Origin of the sequence: Woronichinia naegeliana WA131 (assembly GCA_025370055.1) — a bacterium.
Taxonomy (GTDB): Bacteria; Cyanobacteriota; Cyanobacteriia; order Cyanobacteriales; family Microcystaceae; genus Woronichinia; species Woronichinia naegeliana.
The window spans coordinates 25,402-47,775 of sequence record CP073041.1 but is presented as its reverse complement, the minus strand read 5'-3'; the positions used below and the strand labels follow the sequence as shown (position 1 = coordinate 47,775).

Sequence of the window (22,374 nt, the reverse complement as noted above, 5' to 3'; positions counted from 1 at the left end):
AGAAATCATGGCTAAAAAAAAATACATAGTTGCTCTGGAGCAAGAAGAAAGAAAAGAATTGGAAAGTATAACAACCAAAGGAAAATCTCCTGCGTATAGAGTCAACCATGCTCGTATTCTGCTAAAAGCAGACATAAATCAGGAAAAAGGAGGATTAAGAGATAAAGAAATCAGTGAAGCGCTGGATATCAGTGTTAGCACTATAGAAAAAGTACGACAAAAGTTTGTAGAAGAAAGCGTAGAATCAGCTCTATCGCGTCGAACGCCCTTAAAGGCAAGACCACGATTGTTAGATGGAGAAAAAGAAGCCTGTTTGATTGCAATTGCCTGCACAGAAGCACCAGAAGGAAGAGGGGCATGGACATTGGGATTGTTAGCAGACAAGATGGTGGAGTTGGGTCATGTAGAAGGCATTTCCCATGAAACAGTGCGTCAAACTCTAAAAAAAACGAACTAAAGCCTTGGTTAAAGGAATGTTGGGTGATTCCCCCCGAAGCCAATGCAGAATTCGTCTGTTGCATGGAAAATGTGCTGGATATTTACAAACGTCCTTATGACCCCAAGCATCCCGTAGTTTGCTTTGACGAAACCAACAAACAATTGGTCAAGGAGAACAAAACGCCCTTAGTTGCCGAACCAGGACAGGTAGAAAGGTATGACTACGAGGCGTTGCTTAATCAGGGTATGAAATAGAATTTTGCATACATCTAGAAACCAGTGTGAGTCAATGTTTTAAAAATTGCATCTTTAGAGATTCATACCTCAAGTCAGCAACGCCTGACTACGAATATGAACGGAATGGGGTGAGCAATTTGTTTATGTTTTCTGAACCCCTAGCTGGATGGCGACACGTAGAAGTAACCGAACGTCGTACTAAAAAAGATTATGCTCATCAACTGAAATCTCTGGTCGATATTTATCATCCAGAAGCCGAAAAGATAACACTTATTTACGACAACCTGAATACCCATGTTTCCTATGCCTTATATGAGACCTTTGAACCCCAAGAAGCCAACAGGGCAAACGCATCTTATCCGAGTAAAACCTTAAGGAGATAGTCCTCGTCCCAACCAGCGCGTAGCCGTTTATTCTTGATACCAAGTTTCAGAGTATTTTCCTTTGTGAGCAAGTTAAGAGCGATATGGCGTAAGACGGCTAAATTCTCAGGAGCAAAATCCTTACGAATGCGACAAGCATCCTCGTTGAAGGCCAAGTCTAGAACCCAATGTAAAGAGTTTTCTATCAGCCAATGACTACGAACAGATTGGGATAATTTTTGAGCATTACTCGGCAGGCTACTGATATAGTAGCGAGTCTCATACTCTGTTTTGTCTTTCAATCGTCTCTCCGCTTTAATCATACAGATGCTCGTCAACTTTGCCCATTTCTCCGCACCCAGCAAAAATTCTGTTTGTTCCATCGTCCAGCAACGGCGAATTTCAATCCGTCCATGTCCCTTGTCTATTGTTTGATGAAAATCATGCTTAATTCCCGCAAAATTAACCGATTGAGCATGAGCAAATAATTGTTCAACATCCTCACATAGATTACCTTGATTGCCTTTCAATGCCAAAACATAATCTCCCCCTCGCCCTACTATCTGTTGGGCAATCTTTGTCTGAGTTCCCATGGCATCAATCGTTACGATACAACCTTTGACCTCTAGCATTTTCAGGAGTTTGGGTATCGCCGTGATTTCATTCGATTTGCTTTCCACCTTGCACTGTCCTAGTACTAGACGATTTGCTGTTGCCCATGCACTTACCATCTGAATTGCGCCCTTTCCGTTGGCATTATCATAGGAGTGGCGAAGGGTTTTGCCGTCAATCGCTATCACTTCCCCTTCACTTACCTCCGCTATACTTTTGACCCAATGCAGAAAACAGTCTTGAAATTGCTCTGGATTCAGACTAGTGGTCTGTCAATTTTCTATTTGTGGATAAAGACGCTTGAGACGGATACGAGCCTCAGCCGTCGTGAATTGCCAATCTACCGACTTTTGGGAATGATTGCGCTGAGTGTACCAAGCCGTTGTTTCTTGCTCTAAAGTTTCCCGATCTGGAATTCGACGAGCTAGGCATTGCCGAGTCATTGCGGACAGCTCGTTTTCAGCAATATTAAGCCAACTGCCATGTTTTGGGGTATGGTGAATTTCCAACCGTTCGACTAGACGACGAGCCGTGGAAGGCTCAAATGCTTCATATAGTGAGGCAAGTTTGTGAGTATTTAGGGCTTGCTGAAAAAGTCAAAAAACGAAAGAAATGTGGGTTAGGGAAGTATGGACTGAAAAAGCATAGATAACTTATCCTTATGGAAACAAATCAAAATACAGATTTTGTTTAATCTATTGTTCCTTTCTGTCTAAAAAGGTCAACACAAATCACTCCTCACAAAAGAGAGGAAAATTAACACCATTTTTCACAAGAAAAACGACTCTACAACTTTTTACTTTTTGTCTTCTGAAGTAGAGTAGAAAGATTCATTACCAAAAAGTTCATCGCAATTACCGTTTCCGAGGTCTCAGGTAGTTTGGCCATCACTCGACCAAGACTAAATTTCCTCTTTCCCTGTCCGAATTTACCCTCAATGGCATTACGCACTCTTTCATCTGAGCGTGCCTCTTTCTTTTTTTCTTTGCTCACCTCTTTCGGCGGTCTTCCCAATCGGGGACCACTCATTCTTATATCCCTTTCTTTACAATAAGCTCGATTCGCTTTTGTTCGATAGATTTTATCCACATGAACCGATTCCGGATAACATCCTGTTTCCCTTTTATATTCTTCTATTCGCGCTTGTAAATCTCCCGATTCGTTGTAATTAGGGCTTGCTGAAAAAAGCTGAAACCTTTACGGAGAAAAATAGTAGGCGAATTAAGAACCGCTAGAATGCACGAAAATAGGGTAGAATGCCTCAAAACCATTGCATTAAGAAGAGAGAAAGCAGATGTACCGAAAGCAACAGTACTCAATTGAAACACCAGAAAACTTGAAAAATCTGTTTCGGCGGGCAGTTAGACGAAGAAAATCGTTGGATAGAAATGTCAAAAATGATTCCCTGGGAAGAATATGAGGAAGAATATGCAAAAAACTTCACAGAAAAAAAAGGAGCCCCAGCCAAATCATTTAGAATGGCATTAGGAGCATTAATTATCAAAGAAATTTCAGGAAAAAGTGACAGAGAAACAGTAGAACAAATAAAAGAGAACCCTTATTTACAGTACTTTATAGGAATGGAAAGCTATAGTAGCAAAGAAGCATTTAATGCGTCAATGATGGTTCATTTTCGTAAAAAAATAGGAATGGAATTAATAAATAAAATTAATAAAGAAATAGAAAAAAAGCGACGGGTGTAGCGTCAGAAAAAAAAGAAAATGAAGGAAAGTTATTGTTAGATGCGACTTGTACACCAGCAGATATAAAATATCCAACGGATATAGGAATATTGAATGATGCCAGAGAAAAAACAGAAAAAATAATAGATAAGCTGTATGAAGAAATAAAAGAGAAAAGGAAAGAAAAGCCGAGGACTTATAGGGAAGTGGCAAGAAAAGAGTACTTAGCCATAGCAAAAAAACGTCGTGTGTCAAAAAAAGAAAGAAGAAAAGGAACAAAAAAACAACTAGGATATATAAAAAGAAACTTGTCTGATATAGAAAAAATGATAGAAGAGGGAGCAAAGTTAGAAAAACTAACGAAAAAAGAGCAAGAAGAGCTTGTAACGATAGGAAAAGTGTATGAGCAACAGTTAGAAATGTATGAAAAAAAGACAAATAAAGTAGAAAACAGAATTGTGAGTGTAAGCCAACCTCACGTGCGTCCAATAGTGCGTGGAAAAGCGGGAAAAGCAGTAGAGTTTGGAGCTAAAATATCGGCAAGTAATGTGAATGGCTTTGTCTTCTTAGACAAATTAAGTTGGGATAATTACAACGAATCGGGAGATTTACAAGCGCGAATAGAAGAATATAAAAGGGAAACAGGATGTTATCCGGAATCGGTTCATGTGGATAAAATCTATCGAACAAAAGCGAATCGAGCTTATTGTAAAGAAAGGGATATAAGAATGAGTGGTCCCCGATTGGGAAGACCGCCGAAAGAGGTGAGCAAAGAAAAAAAGAAAGAGGCACGCTCAGATGAAAGAGTGCGTAATGCCATTGAGGGTAAATTCGGACAGGGAAAGAGGAAATTTAGTCTTGGTCGAGTGATGGCCAAACTACCTGAGACCTCGGAAACGGTAATTGCGATGAACTTTTTGGTAATGAATCTTTCTACTCTACTTCAGAAGACAAAAAGTAAAAAGTTGTAGAGTCGTTTTTCTTGTGAAAAATGGTGTTAATTTTCCTCTCTTTTGTGAGGAGTGATTTGTGTTGACCTTTTTAGACAGAAAGGAACAATAGATTAAACAAAATCTGTATTTTGATTTGTTTCCATAAGGATAAGTTATCTATGCTTTTTCAGTCCATACTTCCCTAACCCACATTTCTTTCGTTTTTTGACTTTTTCAGCAAGCCCTAATTATCCCAACTTAATTTGTCTAAGAAGACAAAGCCATTCACATTACTTGCCGATATTTTAGCTCCAAACTCTACTGCTTTTCCCGCTTTTCCACGCACTATTGGACGCACGTGAGGTTGGCTTACACTCACAATTCTGTTTTCTACTTTATTTGTCTTTTTTTCATACATTTCTAACTGTTGCTCATACACTTTTCCTATCGTTACAAGCTCTTCTTGCTCTTTTTTCGTTAGTTTTTCTAACTTTGCTCCCTCTTCTATCATTTTTTCTATATCAGACAAGTTTCTTTTTATATATCCTAGTTGTTTTTTTGTTCCTTTTCTTCTTTCTTTTTTTGACACACGACGTTTTTTTGCTATGGCTAAGTACTCTTTTCTTGCCACTTCCCTATAAGTCCTCGGCTTTTCTTTCCTTTTCTCTTTTATTTCTTCATACAGCTTATCTATTATTTTTTCTGTTTTTTCTCTGGCATCATTCAATATTCCTATATCCGTTGGATATTTTATATCTGCTGGTGTACAAGTCGCATCTAACAATAACTTTCCTTCATTTTCTTTTTTTTCTGACGCTACACCCGTCGCTTTTTTTCTATTTCTTTATTAATTTTATTTATTAATTCCATTCCTATTTTTTTACGAAAATGAACCATCATTGACGCATTAAATGCTTCTTTGCTACTATAGCTTTCCATTCCTATAAAGTACTGTAAATAAGGGTTCTCTTTTATTTGTTCTACTGTTTCTCTGTCACTTTTTCCTGAAATTTCTTTGATAATTAATGCTCCTAATGCCATTCTAAATGATTTGGCTGGGGCTCCTTTTTTTTCTGTGAAGTTTTTTGCATATTCTTCCTCATATTCTTCCCAAAGAATCATTTTTGACATTTCTATCCAACGATTTTCTTCGTCTAACTGCCCGCCGAACAGATTTTTCAAGTTTTCTGGTGTTTCAATTGAGTACTGTTGCTTTCGGTACATCTGCTTTCTCTCTTCTTAATGCAATGGTTTTGAGGCATTCTACCCTATTTTCGTGCATTCTAGCGGTTCTTAATTCGCCTACTATTTTTCTCCGTAAAGGTTTCAGCTTTTTTCAGCAAGCCCTAATTAGTTAGTCAAAATTCTCATGACAAAATGGGCTGAATTGATGAGCAGCCCTTGGCAAGATTATTTTGTTCTCTTTGAAAACTATTCGACTTATCCAGGAGCAGGCATTCCTTGGATTCGAGAATAAGCAATCGCCAAAATATCTTGATAAGGACAAGAACTGGCGATGGCGATTAAAATTCTTCTGACGCTCACAGTAATTCTCGCACCTAATTTCAGAAAATTAAGGCGAATTGTTCCTACCGTTGCTTTCGCAAAAGCCGTTTTAGATAAACAATTTTGACGGAAAGCTTGCATCAAAACATAAGCTATTGAGGATAGCCATAGTCTTAATTGATTACTCTCAAATGTCTGGGTTGAAGTGCGGTCTGCGAATAAATCTAATTGTTGTTCTTTTATCCGATTTTCCATCTCGCCCCTCGGACAATATTTCTCTGTATAAAGTTTTGAGGGAGGAATTTTTGAAGCGGGTAAAGATGTGACGACATGACGAATTTTTAATCCGCCACTACCATAACAAACTTTAGTGACCACTCTTCTTGAACAACTCCAAGATTCTTGAGTTTTGTAGCAAAGGGAGCGATAAAAAGTCGATTCTGGGACTAATTCACCGACTTCTTCTAATTTATCCTCAGGAGAAAATAGTGTCTCCATTAATTTAGTCACAGGTTCCAGTCTTTGTTCATAATCACTTTTTGCTTTCTCAATTGTAGCCATCGCTCGTAGTTTTAATTGGCTATTACTTGCCATCGCTATCACATAATCAACACAAGCTTGCTCTTCACAGAATTTCATGATATCTTCACGAGCATATGCACTATCACCTCTAACTATGATTTGAGTCTCTTTCTATTCTGCTCTAATAATTCCGATGATTCTCTGTAATTCTTCTAAAGCTCCGCCGGCTGGATCGACATGTTTATGAGCGAAGTTTCGCTACTAATAAATGATGCCCACAGAAAATATATAAAGGCGCATAACAAACTCCTTGATAATGCGTGTTGAAAAACGCACCTTCTTGAGAGCCATACACTTGGTCATCGATTACATCCATATCTAAAATAATTTGTCTCGGTGCCTTTTTGTAGGATTCTAGAAATATGTCCACAAAAGTCTTTTCAATTTCTTTGGGGTTATGCTCGATTTTATGGTACCGACTTTTCTCTTGCTCGATAACTGTTTCTGGACGATACTCTAGTCGATTAATTGTACTTTTTCCCGCTAAATCTGCTTCGTTTGAGTTGATAAAATTTAGTCTTTCTAAGGCTATCGCTAAGGCGGGGTCGTAGCGTAATTTATCATGGTCGTTTACATCCTCATAGCCTAGAATAATGCCATAAACTCTTTGTGCCAGTAATTGGTTCACTGAATAATCCACATAAGATGAATTTCGGTAATCTTGAAAACATTCTGAGAAGCGAGCCGTTATTTGTAGCTTTTTATCTAACTCTGCTATCAACACAATTCCAGCATCTGAGGTGATTCTACCTCCCTCAAAATTAGCGATTACTTGTCTTCCATTGAGCTTTCCAAAATTTAAGTAATTGACTGGAGACTGGGCTGAACTAGGAGTCATAAGCTTGACATAATTTAAATAATTCTAATGACTAAATTATAGCAAGCTTTTAACTCTTTTCTGCTTAAAATTAATGATTTATTAATTAATTAGCCCAAAAATATACGCTTTAAATTTGTTCTTTTTTCAATGTCTAATTGATGATGTTCTTAGGTTGAATCCTGATCACACACTGTCATTTTTTTTTCAAGGCGAGCAAACCGTCAAAACCCATACTCTGTAAGGTTTCTGGGTTTCGTACTCATTCTTTTTGCGAGAAATGCGGGTTCAAACGGCTCCTCGCTACTGTAGCTCTCTATTCCGATAAAGTATTGTAAATACGGATTTTCTTTTATTTGCTCTACTGTTTCTCTATCACTTATTCCTAACCTTTATTTAATGATTAATGCCCCTAATGCTATTCTAAATGACTTTGCTGGTGCTCCTTTTTCTTCTTTGAAATTTTTAGCATATTCTCCTTCAAATTCCTCCCAGGGAATCATTTTTGACATTTTTATCCAACGATTTTCTTCGTCCAATTTCCCCTCAAACAGGTTTTTGAAGTTTTCCAGTGTTTTTTCTGTGTACTGTTCTTTGCGATACATACTGTTGAGGGGAGGGATGCAAGGTTTCCGACTCATTCTAGCTTATTTTCCTGCATCTTTGACGTTGTTTTTATGGCTATACTCTTTTCTCTATAAGGGTTTTAGCCTTTTTTGGCAAGCCCTACTTATTCATCTCCTAGATAGGCTTCAATCACGGCGGGATCTTTTCTCACCACTTCCGGTTGTCCCAGAGCAATAAGTTGTCCAAAATCTAACACCGCAATGCGATCGCATAATCCCATGACTAGGGGAACATGATGTTCAATAATAATAATTGTTAGTTTAAAATCGTTGCGAATTTGGCGAATCAAGTCCGTTAAAACTCCCTTTTCAGAGGGATTCATCCCCGCCGCTGGTTCATCCAGCAACAAAATACGCGGATTCAAAGCCAAGGCCCTAGCAATTTCTAAACGTCGTTGATCGCCATAGGCCAGATTAGCGGCTAACTGATCAGCTTGGGTTTCTAAACCCATCAAGGCTAACAATTGTAATGCACTTTGTTGGACTTGTTTTTCTGCTTGGGCAGTGGGGGGTAAACCCAAAATAGATTGGCAAAGATTAGCTTGATAGTGGAGATGGCAGGCAATTTTAACATTTTCTAAGACGGAAAGATTAGCAAAAAGCCGTAAATTTTGAAAGGTACGAGCAATGCCTTTAGCTGCAATTTGATGAGGTTGACATTGATTTAATAATTCCCCTTGACAATACATTTTACCAGCAGAGGCTGGAATTAAACCCGTCATCAAATTAAATAAAGTCGTTTTTCCGGCTCCATTGGGGCCAATTAAACCAAAAATTTCCTGCTCTTGTACTGTAAAAGAAACTTCATTAACGGCAACCAATCCCCCAAAACGACGGGTGATTTTATCCACTTCTAGTATGGTTTGAGCATCCTGGATCATAGATTTTTAGGATGGGGGAAAGTAGAAGAAGAAGGGAGCAAGCCCTTGGCGATCGATAAAGCAATATTAGGACTATTCTGGTTCACATCTAATTGTCTAGTCGAGGGAATAATCACTAAATCCATGTCTTCTAGCAGGATAGCTCCTAATAAAACCTGATCTCCTAGCACTAAAGCTCCAGCGAAACCGACCCGATTTTTAAAATGAATTTCAATCGGCCCAACATAGGGGATTAAACGGCGACTCCCATCGGCTAAAATCACCTCTTTGTGATCCACGATCGCTAACTGTAATTGAATTTGAATATGTTCGGGAATACATAAATGGACGGATCCAGAATCGACTAAGGCTTGAACGGCGATCGCTGCCAAGCCAGTTTGACTGGGATTTTTGAGTTGTATATCACTATAAACAAGACCCATTATTTTGTGCCTCTGAGGATAACATAAAAATTATAAAGCTATTTTTTAAAACTGAATTTAAGCCCTAAACTTTTTAATAATTCCGGCGTGATCATTCCCTGGGGATAGAAAATACTACCGACGACAATCAAAAAACCAAAAATGAGCAGACGACCATCTCTTAAAAAAGTCGCCAAGCCAACGGGTAAACTAGATAGACCCGCGATCGCCCTCAGCACTTCAGGTAAAGCGGTTAAAATGATACCCCCTAATACTGGCCCAATAAAGGTTCGAGAACCACCAATTAGAACAAAAGCCAGGAAAATGATACTGGCATCAAAGGTTCCCTGACGGGCATTCCAGGTATTTAAAAAATGAGCGTTAATAACACCCACTAAACCGGCTAACACACATCCCAGGGTAAAAGATAAAACCTTATAATAGGTTGGGTTAATGCCCATCGCACCACTGGCCAATTCATCTTCTCGAATCGCGCTTAAGGCCCGTCCTACCCTAACTTTTTCTAAGCGGTAAAGAAACAACATTGTTAAGCCTAAAAGTGGTAACATTAACCAGAGATAACTCAATTGAGAATGAAAAGGTTGGGGAATGGCAAAAATACCGACGGCTCCCCCCGTAATCTCCAGGTTAAGCGCGATAATTCGTAAAATTTCTACAAAGGCAATGGTGGCGATCGCCAAATAAATTCCCCGTAAGCGTAGAACAGGAATGCCTAATAAAATCGCTAAAATGACGGAAATAATGGCTGTAATGACTAATTCTAAGGCCAACCAAGGTATTGGAAAAAGCTCACCTGAAAAGGGCAATACTTTGGTCGAAAGAATAGCGGCAATATAACCCCCTAGGGCATAAAAACCTGGACTCGCGAGGGATAATTGCCCCGCCATCAGAGGAAAATACACTGACAATCCTAAAATTGCCCCGGATAACATGGAGATAATTAAGGAACTATAGCTATTCAGAAAATCTGTCATCTGATTGGCTCTGGTAAAAATAGAGAATTTTAAAGAAAAAGACGTTAAACCTTAGCCGTTTGGGAACGGCCAAATAAACCCTGGGGCCGAATCAATAACATTAAAAATAAAAGGGTAAAAGAAATTGCTTCTCGATAGCCGGAATATTCACTCGGTACAAAGGATTCGGCTAATCCAATTACCAATCCTCCCATGACTGCACCTGGAATATTGCCTAATCCACCTAACACAATCACGCCTAAACCTTTCAGTCCAAAGGTAATGCCAAAATAGGGGCCAGCAATGCTGACACTGGTTCCCACTAAGGCTCCTGCCATACCACCGAGAAAACCACTCAGAAAGAACGTTAAAACAATATACTGTTCGGGATTAATGCCTAATAAACTGGCCGTCATTGGATCTTCAGCCACGGCCTGTAAGGCTTTACCAATTTTCGTATAGTTAATGACATAGGTCAGAATCGCCACCGTCAAACCAGAGACAAGAAAAATCACAATTTGGGCAGTTCTAATTAAAATCGGTTTATCGGTTGAACCAAAGTTAATCGCCGCCGGTAAATTGCCATAGATATTCTCTGGAAAGGTATAAATTTCTGCCCCAAAAACAAGTTGAATAAGATTGACAATAAAAACGGCGGCTCCTAGGCTAGAAACTAAAGTTAATAGGGGATCAGCTTTTTTGTTTCTCAAGGGTCTAAAAGCCAGTCTTTCCACAATTAAGGCGGTTATTCCCGCTAAAATACTCCCTAAGATTAAGGCGATCGCAAAGGGCAGGGCAAAGGGCAATTTAGAATTAGCTAACCAACCGTTAAAACCCGAACTGCCGCCAATTAAAAAATAGACAAAATAGGCTCCTAGGGTAAAAATAGCCCCGTGAGCAAAGTTAATAATACCTAAAATGGAAAAAATCAGCGTATAGCCCAGGGCGAAAATTGCATAGACACTACCGATGGAGAGTCCATTTAGAAACTGTTGGAAGAAAACGGTAAAATCCATTAGGGCCTAATCTTATTTAAGAAAAACAAATTTGCCATCTTTGCCATCGGGATTCATTTTAATTTGAGCGACAAAGAATTGTTTCTGTTTAACTTCCCCCTCTGGATCAAAAGAAATTTCTCCAATAGGCGTTTCGTAGGTTCCCTTGAGAATTTGCTCGTTCAGTTTGGTTCTCAATTCTGGTAAAGGCAAGGAACTTACTTTAGTTTGTTTATCGATCGCATTGAGAGACTCGACAAAGACCTGAACACCAGTAAAAGCTTGGGCTGCAAATTGAGGCGGTTCTTTTTGATTTTTGGCTTTATAGGCAGCGCGAAATTTTTGGTTAATGGGATTATTGAGATCGGGACTATAGGACTGGGCAATAATCACCCCATCACAGTTTTTCTGACAGACGGGAAACATATTTGAGGTGTTTAAACCATTCCCACCAATAATTAAGCCTTTATAACCTAATTCACGCAGTTGCTTAATCACATTGCCGCCATCGGCTGCTAATCCTGAAATAATAATTAAGTCTGGTTTAAGATTAATGGCATTGGTTGCTTGGGATTGAAAGTCTGTATCAGTTGTTTGGAATTTCTGCACCGTAACCAAATCTAATTTTTTATCTTTAACGGTTTTTTGAAAGATTTCCGTTTCCGATTTACTATAGGCATCATTTTGGGCAAAGAAAACGGCAACTTTTTTGATCTGAGGATTAATTTTAAGGGCTTCAGCCACAGCGATCGGGGCAACAATGGAAACAGGGGAAGAAACCCGACTAATATATTCTCCAATCTGAGGAATGCCTTTGGCCGTGTTGGAAGGGGCCAGCACAGGGACTTTATTGCGTTCGGCGATCGGATCGGCGGCAAAAGCCTGTTGAGAGGAACTGGGGCCAACAATACCCACCACTTTATCTTGAGTAATCAGGGTGTTAAAAGCGTTAATGGCAGATTGCTCATCTCCGGCTGTATCCTGAAAAACCAGTTTAATGGGCGTACCATTGACTCCTCCCTGGGCATTGAGCATTTCTTCTGCAATTTTAGCTCCGCTCACCTGTTCTTGTCCGAGTAGTGCAACGTTGCTAGTTTGGGAAACGCCAATGCCGATGGGAATCGCATTCGTATTATTGTCAGTGGGGGAGGCCGTATTATTGGCTGCGGTTCCTAAACTGGGACTATTGGCGGTAGGAGCATTATTTGAGCCACAGGCCGTCACTAACCCTAAGGCCGTTAACGCTGCAAAAAGAGGAAGCAGGAATGATTTTTGATGCATGAGTCTGAGATAGAAAAATCACCGTGATATTATCACACCTTGCCTAGGTTCGGGCAATTCTGAGCCATAGTTGGAAGATAGACCCGGGATAACGGGGATCGTGGCTGCTGGGGTTGGGGCTGATTAAATGTAGTTCTCCTTGCATTGATGTCACCAATTCCTGGGCGATCGCCAATCCTAAACCTGTACCAGGGATTTCTCCCTGGGCCTTCACCCCTCGATAATGACGTTCAAAAATATGATCTTGATCCTCCCTGGGGATGCCATAACCGGTATCCGCAATTTCAATGCCCTGCCATTGTTGGGGATCGGTGGGATGTTCAATGCCAAGACGAACGGTAACTTCTCCTAAGCTGGGGGTATATTTCAAGGCATTATCGATCAAATTACTCAGAACTTCGCGCAGAGCCTGGGCATTCCCTAAAACTGGGGGCAGATCCTCTAATAGGTCAATATTTAAACAAATCTGACGTTCCTGGGCGATCGGCGTTTCGGCTAGTAAAACATTGGTCAGAATCGGTTGCAGGAGCAGGGAGGAAAGGGGCAGTTGGGGACTCGGTAAGAGTAACGGCGAGATAGCAGAGGATAGCTTTTCTGGCCAAACCTCTAGCCCTGAACCAGGATTGATCCCTAAAGGAATAGCTTTTTGAACTTGACTTTCAAAGCTTTGTAATAATTCCTGTAAATGCTCCCCTTCTCGTACTATCCCTTCTACGACCGTTTGACTTTTGGGATCACTGCCTAAGCGTTTGAGCAGAAGCTTGCCAAAGGTGCGGAGGGCTGTTAAGGGATTGCGTAATTGGTGGAGTAGATCATCCCAATGATCCCGTTCCCATTGTTGACGGCTTTGCTGCTGTTGTAATTGTTGTTCGTACCAAGCTTGTCGTTGATCTAAAATGCAGGCGATCGCCATGGTTTGGGCAATCTGATCAAGCTGCTGTAATTCCTGGGATTGCCATAGAGCCGTATCTCGACCAATGACTAACACCCCCACCATCGTCTCTTGATAGAGCAAGGGTAAAACCAAGGGTTGAATGGCGGATAGACCCGCAAGGGGTGACTGAGTTCTCAGGGGTTGTAACATTCCCGTGATCATTTCCCGCTCTGTTAAGGAAGAAATATGCCAATCTAACTCAGAAAAATGATTAGAGTTCCCCTGCTGTGGTAATCTAGTGAACCCAGCCTCAGAAACAAAAGCCTGAGGGGATTGAGCGTAACTGACGACAGGAACCCATTCTGCCTCTTCTGCCATCTGGGGCGATCGGGTTATGTAAACTTCGCAAGAATCTACCTGTAGTCCTTGTTGCAAAAGCCGCACTTGAGATTGACAGAGACTAACGAAGGCTGAACTAGGAGCGTAGGACAGAAGCTGAGGAGAGGACATTAACCCTTAGGTTCCCTATTTGTAACAAATTAATAATTTTTTTAAAGCTTGATTGGCGAGATTTGCTAGAGGTTAACCTCCCAAAAGCCTTATTCTGTAAGCGATTGGTGAAATATCTGCTTCTTTGATCCCCTCCTTGGATGAAGTTGATTTTCCTGAAGAGAAGGGTTATGATCATCACAGCTTTTGTAACTATGATTACACCATATCCCTGAAATAGGAGGTAACTGGGTTGGCACGGAAACGGAAACGGAAAAGCCGCCGTCGGCAAGAAGGACGCAAAATCCTAGAACTCGTACCCCAACATAGTATAGAGAGCGGTGAAGATAAGCCTGTTACGGCCGCTCGCAAATATATCCAAACGTTAGGGATCGAGCCTCCTGCCCTGTTAATTGTAAAACGAAATGAGCACACTACGGACAGATATTTCTGGGCCGAGAAGGGTTTGTTTGGTGCTCAGTATGTTGAAGAGAATCATTTTCTCTTCCCCAGTTTACGGGAATATCAACCTCCGACTCCTGTGGCCAAAACGCCGGTTGGAGCCTCCAGTGTTCGTTAAGGATTAACGTACTAATATTTAAAATTAAACCAAATAAAGTCCTTGTATCCCACCTAGACCCTGTGTCCACGTGGGTTTTTTCTTAATTTTTTCTTCATAGTCGGGGTTGCGATCGCGGCCGAGAAAGATTAATATTGTTTACATAACTTTACAAAAGGACTTCGATCATGATGTTTAGTGCCATCTGTGCAATTTTAGCTGTCGCCATCGTATTCGTGGTACGGCAATTGTCTCAGGAGCAAGCCCAGTCGGAACTTGAAGTTATTCCGGTTCCTGTGATTGATCGTGCTAGTCCCCGTCGAATTCCTCGTTAAGAATTATTGAATTACCATAGCCATGCTGGAGAAATTTATCGCCTTCCTCATTGATGATCTCAATCTCACCACGGATCAAATCCATTTAGCAGTTCGTCAAATTCAGCAAGCCCCTTCTGAGTTGCCGATGCTACTTTGGCAGTATGGCTTAGTGGACATTGAACAATTAGCCCAGATGTTAGACTGGTTAGACCGATTTTAGAGGTTAGCGAAAATCTGACCCTCCTGATAGTTAGGGGATCGCAAATTAGAGAAACGTTTGGTAATGTTGCAAACCTGTGGATTGATTTTTTGAATTGTAGTGAATTAAGCTATCAGGGAATGACTTATCTACAGATTTAGAACACTACCAAATTAAAAAGATGGAATGAGCAAAATATTCGCTTTTTCATAATAGGAATTGCAAGTTCTAGTAAACAAATGCTCGACATTGATTCTGAATTAGGAATTAGGAATGATGTTTATGATATGAAGCGACAGGATGATAAATTTTGCACAAGAATTATTGAACTTGGAGAGAAATGTTTAAATATTAAAATATCTGACGAATCGCGCAATCAGTTTGTTTTAGCTTCAGATGGCATACCTTCTGCTATTCAGGTGATCTGTCGAGTTGCTTGTATAAGAAATAAGGTTTTAAAAACGGAACCTGAGTGCAAAATTATATCTTGCCAAATGGATGAAATAAAAGACGGAGTTCTAAGAATATATAGAGCTAAATATCATAATAAGCTTGTTGGCCTATGTAAGGGTAAGCAGCAAGCCAGGTCAGTTCACCATACTTATTTTGATATAATTAAGATTGTCAGTATTATTGGCAAGGGAGAAATTCAGTTTCAAGAAATTCAGCAGAGGTTGTTGTCTCAAATAGATGACATAAAAGAAAGGGCGAAGAAGACAACATCATTCCATAATTGTCTTAAATATTTGCCATCAGTAATTGAAGAGAGAGGTCTTGACGATGCAATTTATGTTAATCGTGATTCTGAAAGTATATCTATTGAAGATCCATCTTTCGGGTTATATTTAAGTTTAATTGATCTTGACGAGATAGGACAATCTATAAAGTTAAGGTGTACTGGTTGCCCATGGGACGTTGCGGTTTCGTTTGCAGGTGAAGATAGAGCTATTGTAGAGGAGTTCAAAGACATACTAAATAATGCTGGTTACACTGTCTTTTATGATTTTGATGTTCAACACCAGCTATGGGGAACAGACCTTAGAATCAAATTATCAGATGTATATGCCAATGATGCACAGTATATGGTTATCTTCTTATCCGAGCATTACCGAGAAAAAGACTGGACTAACTTTGAACTTGAGATAGGCAAGGATGCGAGAGGAAAACGCACAGAAACGTATTTACTTCCAGTAAAGATTGATGATGTGACAATCGTGGGGTTGTCCTCAAATGTTGCGTATATTGATCTCAGGAGATGTTCTACAAATGAATTGGCAAATTCATTAATTGAGAAAATTGAAAATGGCTAATAATCGATTTCACTCCCGTTCGAGAGAAATAAGTGCGATCACCGCTTCGTAGATACTGTGTTAAGTGTCAAGGGGAAGCAGGCAAAAAATCAGTTTCCTCCTCTAAAACAACGTTAGGAAGAGCCAACTTAGTCTGGTCAAAGGGTTTCCCTGACTTGAGAACCCCGTAAACAATCCGAATGAGTTTGTGCATCACGACCCCAACTATCTGCATCTTGTTTTTTCCTGCCTCTAAAAACCGTTCTCGCAAATCCTTCATGGGAGAACAATGACGCATAGAACTCAAGGCAGGAAAATAAAGAGCCTTACGTAAATGAGGATTACCAATTTTACACAACCGAGTTTTCCCTTTAACAGAGGTTCCCGATTGATGCTCTTGAGGGGTTAAACCCGCAAATGCGGCTAATTGACGAGCAGAAGAAAACTGATTAATATCGCCAATTTCTGCCAGAATGGTCATTGCTGTCGGCTCACCAATTCCTACAATCGAAGTCAATAAATCTGCTTGACTTTTTAGAGAACTATATTCGTTCAACAATTCTTTTTGTCGCTTTTTTACATTGTCAATTTGAGTTTCTAGAAACACAAGATGAGCTTCAATATCTTCTATGAGACTCTCATCAACTGTTGTTTTTAAACGATTTTTTTCTTGAGTTGCCATCTGCTCTAAAGCTCTTAAACGACGACTATAGGACTGTAATTGCGCCATTTCTGGACTTGGGGGTGTCCAGGCTTGTGGTTTAAGTGCCAAACAGAATCGTGCAATAGTTGTGGCATCGGCTTGATCATTTTTTGTTCGACTCAAGCGACGTTGAGCAAATCCTTTAATTCGGGCAGGATTAACAATACTGACAATGTGATCTAAACTGTGTAAATAAGTTGCTACTGAATGGCCGTAGGTACTGGTGGCTTCTAAGCAGGCATGAACTTTTTCAAGTTGGTTTTGCTCCAACCATTTTTTGAGTTGCTCGAACCCTTCAAGGTTATTGGCAAATTCTTTAACCTGACTTTTTTTCTCTCCTTTGAGTAAGGCGGCTGAGAATTTTTCTTTACTAATATCTATGCCGAGAATGGCTTCTTTTTCGCTCATGGTTTAACTCCTTGTGAGTCAGAAAAATAGTTGTCACTCTGCCGCGCTATCCTTGCAAATACTAGGTTTTTTGAGAAAAGCCACGTTGATACTGTCCAGTCTGCGGAAGGTGACATTCCGAAGAACAAATAAGAGGCTCTTTATCTACGAAGCAAGCTTTTTGCTTTAGGTTGGGTTCAGAGTCACTCTTTTTCTTGTTCTTCTTGAGATTAGGATAGCTCCTATCCTCCATTCCCAACATACAAGGTTGGGTTGGGTTAAAGCGCGATCACTTTTTAATGAGAGTTGAGACGGCGATCAACTATTTTGCAGTTTATAATTGGGGCTTGCTGAAAAAGTCAAAAAACGAAAGAAATGTGGGTTAGGGAAGTATGGACTGAAAAAGCATAGATAACTTATCCTTATGGAAACAAATCAAAATACAGATTTTGTTTAATCTATTGTTCCTTTCTGTCTAAAAAGGTCAACACAAATCACTCCTCACAAAAGAGAGGAAAATTAACACCATTTTTCACAAGAAAAACGACTCTACAACTTTTTACTTTTTGTTTTCTTTTTTGTCTTCTGAAGTAGAGTAGAAAGATTCATTACCAAAAAGTTCATCGCAATTACCGTTTCCGAGGTCTCAGGTAGTTTGGCCATCACTCGACCAAGACTAAATTTCCTCTTTCCCTGTCCGAATTTACCCTCAATGGCATTACGCACTCTTTCATCTGAGCGTGCCTCTTTCTTTTTTTCTTTGCTCACCTCTTTCGGCGGTCTTCCCAATCGGGGACCACTCATTCTTATATCCCTTTCTTTACAATAAGCTCGATTCGCTTTTGTTCGATAGATTTTATCCACATGAACCGATTCCGGATAACATCCTGTTTCCCTTTTATATTCTTCTATTCGCGCTTGTAAATCTCCCGATTCGTTGTAATTATCCCAACTTAATTTGTCTAAGAAGACAAAGCCATTCACATTACTTGCCGATATTTTAGCTCCAAACTCTACTGCTTTTCCCGCTTTTCCACGCACTATTGGACGCACGTGAGGTTGGCTTACACTCACGATTCTGTTTTCTACTTTATTTGTCTTTTTTTCATACATTTCTAACTGTTGCTCATACACTTTTCCTATCGTTAAGCTGTCATCAGTTTAACTTGCAATAATACTTGAGCCCTTGTTTTTGATTTTACGTCCCCAACATATTGTCAATCCACCTTCATTAAGAAGTTTATGGATGAGAGATTCTAATTCTTCAATTGATTTGAATAATTTATTTGCAATATATTCTTTTGCTGAATGCCATACCAATTCCATTAAATTATAATCGGGACTATAGGGGGGTAAAAACTCCAAAATAATGTTTGGCATTTCTTCCGTGCTCTCGTCTAGAATTTCTTGCTTTTTGTGGAAGCTCGCATTATCTAAAATAATCACAATCTTCGGACCATTCTTTTCAAAGTCTTCTTTTTTATTTCCTTGTTCTATCCATTCTCTTTGTATGTCTTTGTAAAATTTTAATAATACACTCTTGAAGTTCTGAGAGTTACCAGTGGGAATCAAATCAACCCACCGTTTTTTGTCAGTATATCTAATACCACCCATTACATTGACTCTTCCTTTTCTTCTATCTCCCCTCACTTTTTTACGCTTTCCTTTTTTTGTCCAATGTTTTCTCCGTATTACTCTTAAGCTGAAGCCACTTTCATCCCAAAACCATATCTGGATTGATTCTGGCTTTTCTTTCAAAAGCTTCTTGTACTCTTCAACTTTCTTTCTAAATTCCTCTCTTTTTTGCTCATCTTTTTTATCTTCTAGACTATATTTTGCCCAGATGTAGACAAATCGCTTTTTTTTAAGCATATTTCTAAGTTGTGTATTTCCTAACAATATACCCGTTTCTTTTTCCATATGAGTTGATAGTCTTGCTACTGTCCAACGTCCAAATTCATATCCAAACTCTTCAGGCTCTTTGATTATTATCTCCGTCAATTTCTCTATGTATTCTTCTGTTACTTTCCTGTGATTTCCTTTTTTTCTTTTGTCTCTTAAGCTTTCTATCTCTTTCGGATTTCCATTATTACACCAGTACCACACTTGTCGTTTGCAACATCCTAATAATCCTGATATTTCATCATACGTTTTTCCTTCATTTCTCAGTAACATAATCAATATTCTCTCTCTTGTAACTGCGTGCTCTTCCGTTTTAAGGGCTTTTTGTAGCTCTTTCTTAGTCTTTTGGTCTAAGAAGTTTAACGTCAGCATAGTCATACAAAAAAGTAAGTCTATATGGGTGCGACCTTTAGTTGATAAAAGCTGTTGTAATCAGGGTTCTACAGGGAACCCATATTGATCAAGTTTTGCCCAAAATTGACTCCATCGTTCCTTGGTCAATACCAAAGCTCGTAGGCTCAAAATAATTCCTGCTCCTTTTTCCTTCCATCGCATCCCTGAACAACATAATCGTTGTTTGACCAACGTCTTACAAGCTGCTTCCGTAACACCTGAACCAATCGGATACTTTTTCTCTATGTATTCAGCATAATCCATTTGATGCTGATGATTCTCGTAATAAGTAATCGCCGCTTGTAGTTTCTCGGTAAGATTCTTAGAATGACTTTTTTCTTCTTTGACTTCTTTCATCAGATTTAGCAGTTCTCCTGCTTTTCCTTTTTCATGCTTGAGTTCTCGACAATTTTCAGTCAACCATTCTTTTTGTTTTGACACGGTATTCGGATGCAACGCTTCTGCCAAGGCACCTAAGTAACCAGAGGCATGATAGAAATCTAATATCTGTTCTTCCGTTTGCTTTTCTAAAAACTTCCAATTTGATTCTGCCCCGTCTGCTATCCCGACCAATGTTGCCTCTGGATAACGGTTTTTCGCTCGCTCAATTTCTCTTTCTAATCTTTCTAGAAAACTCTTTTTTCCATACTCTGGTGCCGCACCTAGATAGATTGTATGTTGACGTTCGCCTTCACTATCGTATAGGGAAACGGTTCCCACCATTGCTTCACGGTAGCCATCCTCACACATCAGCATACAGGTTCCATCTAATCCTATTCCCACTGTTGCAATTTGGCTATCCTCCTTGGGCGGGGCATAACTCCACGCTTCTTCTTTTGCCTGTACCACACTTCCTACTGCTTCACTCAATCTTTGGATATAGGATAGCGCTACTTTTCTACCATGATTTTCTAATAAATCATTTTTCACCTCTTTGCCTGCCATCCCTGACATTTTTGAGGATACCTGTTTTGCCAATAATGGCGTTGATGTTATGATTATCCTTGCTTCTCTTTCTAAGGGGCAATACGTTTTTCCTCAAAGGTGAACGCTGATATACATGACGATTCACTATAACCTCACCATAAGGTGTTTGATATTCTTTCGGTTGCTCTCCCTTACTCTTCCAGATTTCTTCACCGATTTTTAAGGGTGAACCATCTGTATCTAAATATTTCAAGGCTTCTTTGCTGGCGATGCAACCTACTTCGTTTAAGCCTTTTTGAATATTTATTTCTGTATCCAACATTGAACGACTTAGTTCTAATGTTAGTTCTATTTTTATCTTTGAACCCTCTACATTAATTAGTTTTGCTGTCATCATTGTTTCCTCTTTGTCACTTTTCATCTCATGTTAACACTTTTCTTTTCCTTCATCAACTAAAGGTCACACCCCTTTGAGGAGGGCGAGTAAGAACAAGGCTAGGAAGGAGAGTCTGGCACCATGCCATCCCAAATGGGGTTTTAGGGCTTGTTTCAATGCGTTATATTGGTTCATGGGTTTTCTTACATTACGTTCATCTTCCATGAAACCCCTTTCTCGTATACTTTTCAAGCCTTTTGTCCTGTACTTAGTGATTCGATATAGATTTTCATGCTGACTTACCCACTTCGACCATCCCAAGGTCAGTCCTTTGACGTTAAATGCCTTGGATTCAAACCAATGTAGTGCCTGATGGTAGTAGCTCTCTGTTAACCCTAAGGCATTGACATAGCTTGTTATTGCGCTCGGTTGGCTGTTGAGCACTACTCCCCAGGCTAATAGGATAAACCATTGGTACGTTGCTTCTCGGCTAAAGGCGGGACGGAGATTCTCTAGGATTTGCTCTAGTCGCTGACATAGTTGCATAATTGATAGATAGCACTGGCTATCGATTTTCTATATCAGCCAGTTTCGGACATAACGGCACTCTTGGGTATCGCATGTCCGATTTTCTTTTCTCACTTACCCTGCTCGAGAACTTCCCACTGTCCAGTTTATTAATTTTATTTATTAATTAATTCCATTCCTATTTTTTTATGAAAATGAACCATCATTGACGCATTAAATGCTTCTTTGCTACTATAGCTTTCCATTCCTATAAAGTACTGTAAATAAGGGTTCTCTTTTATTTGTTCTACTGTTTCTCTGTCACTTTTTCCTGAAATTTCTTTGATAATTAATGCTCCTAATGCCATTCTAAATGATTTGGCTGGGGCTCCTTTTTTTTCTGTGAAGTTTTTTGCATATTCTTCCTCATATTCTTCCCAGGGAATCATTTTTGACATTTCTATCCAACGATTTTCTTCGTCTAACTGCCCGCCGAACAGATTTTTCAAGTTTTCTGGTGTTTCAATTGAGTACTGTTGCTTTCGGTACATCTGCTTTCTCTCTTCTTAATGCAATGGTTTTGAGGCATTCTACCCTATTTTCGTGCATTCTAGCGGTTCTTAATTCGCCTACTATTTTTCTCCGTAAAGGTTTCAGCTTTTTTCAGCAAGCCCTAATTAGGGTCTGCTGAAAAAGTCCACAAAACGAACCTAGATGCCACAGGAGGCGAAAAATGGTGACTTCAGAGAGTAGTTTCCAATTTCAACCCCCAGTTTTCCAACGACGTGCATGGGCTTTGAGCCTCCAAAGGCCATAACCTTGCACCTGATCGTTTTTAAAATGCTTGAAAGCATTATCTGGCAAGGGTTCTATACTTATTCAGCAAGCCCTAATTAATGCTCCTAATGCCATTCTAAATGATTTGGCTGGGGCTCCTTTTTTTTCTGTGAAGTTTTTTGCATATTCTTCCTCATATTCTTCCCAGGGAATCATTTTTGACATTTCTATCCAACGATTTTCTTCGTCTAACTGCCCGCCGAACAGATTTTTCAAGTTTTCTGGTGTTTCAATTGAGTACTGTTGCTTTCGGTACATCTGCTTTCTCTCTTCTTAATGCAATGGTTTT

General features: G+C 39.7%; 12 protein-coding genes and 13 pseudogenes. 6 read left to right on the top strand and 19 right to left on the bottom strand.

What is annotated here, in order from left to right; translation table 11 throughout:
• Positions 1-7: 7 nt before the first annotated feature.
• Together KA717_00230 and KA717_00225 are read left to right on the top strand one after the other, a co-directional pair.
• Positions 8-666 (top strand): annotated as a pseudogene (locus KA717_00230) (IS630 family transposase).
• A 113-nt stretch (positions 667-779) separates the two neighbouring features.
• Positions 780-1,019 (top strand): annotated as a pseudogene (locus KA717_00225) (transposase).
• A gap of 11 nt (positions 1,020-1,030) precedes the next feature.
• Here the strand turns inward: KA717_00225 and KA717_00220 are convergent.
• The 3 pseudogenes from KA717_00220 to KA717_00210 form a co-directional block, all read right to left on the bottom strand.
• Positions 1,031-1,909: pseudogene (locus tag KA717_00220) on the bottom strand (ISAs1 family transposase).
• A 12-nt stretch (positions 1,910-1,921) separates the two neighbouring features.
• Positions 1,922-2,230 (bottom strand): annotated as a pseudogene (locus tag KA717_00215) (transposase).
• Between the two features lie 205 nt (positions 2,231-2,435).
• Positions 2,436-2,819 (bottom strand): annotated as a pseudogene (locus KA717_00210) (transposase).
• Positions 2,820-2,943: 124 nt separating this feature from the next.
• Between KA717_00210 and KA717_00205 the strand changes: the two are divergent.
• Positions 2,944-4,281 (top strand): annotated as a pseudogene (locus tag KA717_00205) (IS5 family transposase).
• Positions 4,282-4,510: 229 nt separating this feature from the next.
• Here the strand turns inward: KA717_00205 and KA717_00200 are convergent.
• The 9 genes and pseudogenes from KA717_00200 to KA717_00160 form a co-directional block, all read right to left on the bottom strand.
• Positions 4,511-5,487 (bottom strand): annotated as a pseudogene (locus KA717_00200) (IS5 family transposase).
• Between the two features lie 216 nt (positions 5,488-5,703).
• Positions 5,704-7,189, bottom strand: a pseudogene (locus tag KA717_00195) (IS1380 family transposase).
• Between the two features lie 287 nt (positions 7,190-7,476).
• Positions 7,477-7,773 (bottom strand): annotated as a pseudogene (locus KA717_00190) (transposase).
• 125 nt (positions 7,774-7,898) lie between these two features.
• Complete coding sequence (locus tag KA717_00185) at positions 7,899-8,675, bottom strand: ABC transporter ATP-binding protein (GenBank protein ID UXE61488.1); 777 nt, start codon at positions 8,673-8,675, stop codon at positions 7,899-7,901.
• Entirely contained in the window at positions 8,672-9,097 is a 426-nt protein-coding gene (locus KA717_00180; protein ID UXE61487.1) for a clan AA aspartic protease, read from the bottom strand. Before KA717_00180 ends, KA717_00185 begins: the two co-directional genes overlap by 4 nt.
• Positions 9,098-9,135: 38 nt before the next feature.
• A complete protein-coding gene (locus tag KA717_00175; GenBank protein ID UXE61486.1) occupies positions 9,136-10,071 on the bottom strand; it encodes a branched-chain amino acid ABC transporter permease in 936 nt (311 codons plus the stop codon).
• Positions 10,072-10,115: 44 nt separating this feature from the next.
• On the bottom strand, positions 10,116-11,066 hold the full coding sequence (locus KA717_00170) for a branched-chain amino acid ABC transporter permease (GenBank protein ID UXE61485.1): 951 nt from the start codon (positions 11,064-11,066) through the stop codon (positions 10,116-10,118).
• 12 nt (positions 11,067-11,078) lie between these two features.
• Positions 11,079-12,269 carry an ABC transporter substrate-binding protein gene (locus KA717_00165; protein ID UXE61484.1) on the bottom strand — a complete coding sequence of 397 codons (1,191 nt, stop codon included), beginning with the start codon at positions 12,267-12,269 and terminating at the stop codon, positions 11,079-11,081.
• Between the two features lie 100 nt (positions 12,270-12,369).
• Positions 12,370-13,710, bottom strand: a complete 1,341-nt coding sequence (locus KA717_00160) for an ATP-binding protein (GenBank protein ID UXE61483.1) — start codon at positions 13,708-13,710, stop codon at positions 12,370-12,372.
• Positions 13,711-13,942: 232 nt separating this feature from the next.
• Between KA717_00160 and KA717_00155 the strand changes: the two genes are divergently transcribed.
• From KA717_00155 to KA717_00145, 3 genes are all read left to right on the top strand, one after another.
• Positions 13,943-14,269 (top strand): DUF3155 domain-containing protein, encoded by a 327-nt coding sequence (locus KA717_00155; GenBank protein UXE61482.1) that lies wholly within the window; start codon positions 13,943-13,945, stop codon positions 14,267-14,269.
• A gap of 336 nt (positions 14,270-14,605) precedes the next feature.
• Positions 14,606-14,785 carry a DUF2949 domain-containing protein gene (locus KA717_00150; protein ID UXE61481.1) on the top strand — a complete coding sequence of 60 codons (180 nt, stop codon included), beginning with the start codon at positions 14,606-14,608 and terminating at the stop codon, positions 14,783-14,785.
• Between the two features lie 218 nt (positions 14,786-15,003).
• Positions 15,004-16,074, top strand: a complete 1,071-nt coding sequence (locus tag KA717_00145; GenBank protein ID UXE61480.1) for a TIR domain-containing protein — start codon at positions 15,004-15,006, stop codon at positions 16,072-16,074.
• Between the two features lie 67 nt (positions 16,075-16,141).
• On the opposite strand, the gene KA717_00140 is transcribed toward KA717_00145, so the two are convergent.
• From KA717_00140 to KA717_00110, 7 genes and pseudogenes are all read right to left on the bottom strand, one after another.
• Complete coding sequence (locus tag KA717_00140) at positions 16,142-17,164, bottom strand: IS110 family transposase (GenBank protein UXE61479.1); 1,023 nt, start codon at positions 17,162-17,164, stop codon at positions 16,142-16,144.
• 528 nt (positions 17,165-17,692) lie between these two features.
• Positions 17,693-18,289 (bottom strand): annotated as a pseudogene (locus tag KA717_00135) (transposase).
• A 15-nt stretch (positions 18,290-18,304) separates the two neighbouring features.
• Positions 18,305-19,417, bottom strand: coding sequence for an IS630 family transposase (locus KA717_00130; GenBank protein UXE64928.1), 1,113 nt, complete (start codon positions 19,415-19,417; stop codon positions 18,305-18,307).
• A gap of 60 nt (positions 19,418-19,477) precedes the next feature.
• Positions 19,478-20,759: pseudogene (locus KA717_00125) on the bottom strand (ISKra4 family transposase).
• A 66-nt stretch (positions 20,760-20,825) separates the two neighbouring features.
• On the bottom strand, positions 20,826-21,287 hold the full coding sequence (locus KA717_00120) for a hypothetical protein (GenBank protein UXE61478.1): 462 nt from the start codon (positions 21,285-21,287) through the stop codon (positions 20,826-20,828).
• A gap of 140 nt (positions 21,288-21,427) precedes the next feature.
• Positions 21,428-21,799, bottom strand: a pseudogene (locus KA717_00115) (transposase).
• A gap of 340 nt (positions 21,800-22,139) precedes the next feature.
• Positions 22,140-22,343, bottom strand: a pseudogene (locus KA717_00110) (IS5/IS1182 family transposase).
• Positions 22,344-22,374 lie beyond the last annotated feature (31 nt).

What these genes read in the sequence shown, in the direction of transcription:
- KA717_00145 (UXE61480.1), top strand. Translation starts at nt 15,004, where the DNA reads ATGCTCGACATTGATTCTGAATTAGGAATTAGGAATGATGTTTATGAT.
- KA717_00180 (UXE61487.1), bottom strand. Translation starts at nt 9,097, where the DNA reads ATGGGTCTTGTTTATAGTGATATACAACTCAAAAATCCCAGTCAAACT.
- KA717_00185 (UXE61488.1), bottom strand. Translation starts at nt 8,675, where the DNA reads ATGATCCAGGATGCTCAAACCATACTAGAAGTGGATAAAATCACCCGT.
- KA717_00160 (UXE61483.1), bottom strand. Translation starts at nt 13,710, where the DNA reads ATGTCCTCTCCTCAGCTTCTGTCCTACGCTCCTAGTTCAGCCTTCGTT.
- KA717_00140 (UXE61479.1), bottom strand. Translation starts at nt 17,164, where the DNA reads ATGAGCGAAAAAGAAGCCATTCTCGGCATAGATATTAGTAAAGAAAAA.
- KA717_00130 (UXE64928.1), bottom strand. Translation starts at nt 19,417, where the DNA reads ATGCTGACGTTAAACTTCTTAGACCAAAAGACTAAGAAAGAGCTACAA.
- KA717_00170 (UXE61485.1), bottom strand. Translation starts at nt 11,066, where the DNA reads ATGGATTTTACCGTTTTCTTCCAACAGTTTCTAAATGGACTCTCCATC.
- KA717_00175 (UXE61486.1), bottom strand. Translation starts at nt 10,071, where the DNA reads ATGACAGATTTTCTGAATAGCTATAGTTCCTTAATTATCTCCATGTTA.
- KA717_00150 (UXE61481.1), top strand. Translation starts at nt 14,606, where the DNA reads ATGCTGGAGAAATTTATCGCCTTCCTCATTGATGATCTCAATCTCACC.
- KA717_00120 (UXE61478.1), bottom strand. Translation starts at nt 21,287, where the DNA reads ATGCAACTATGTCAGCGACTAGAGCAAATCCTAGAGAATCTCCGTCCC.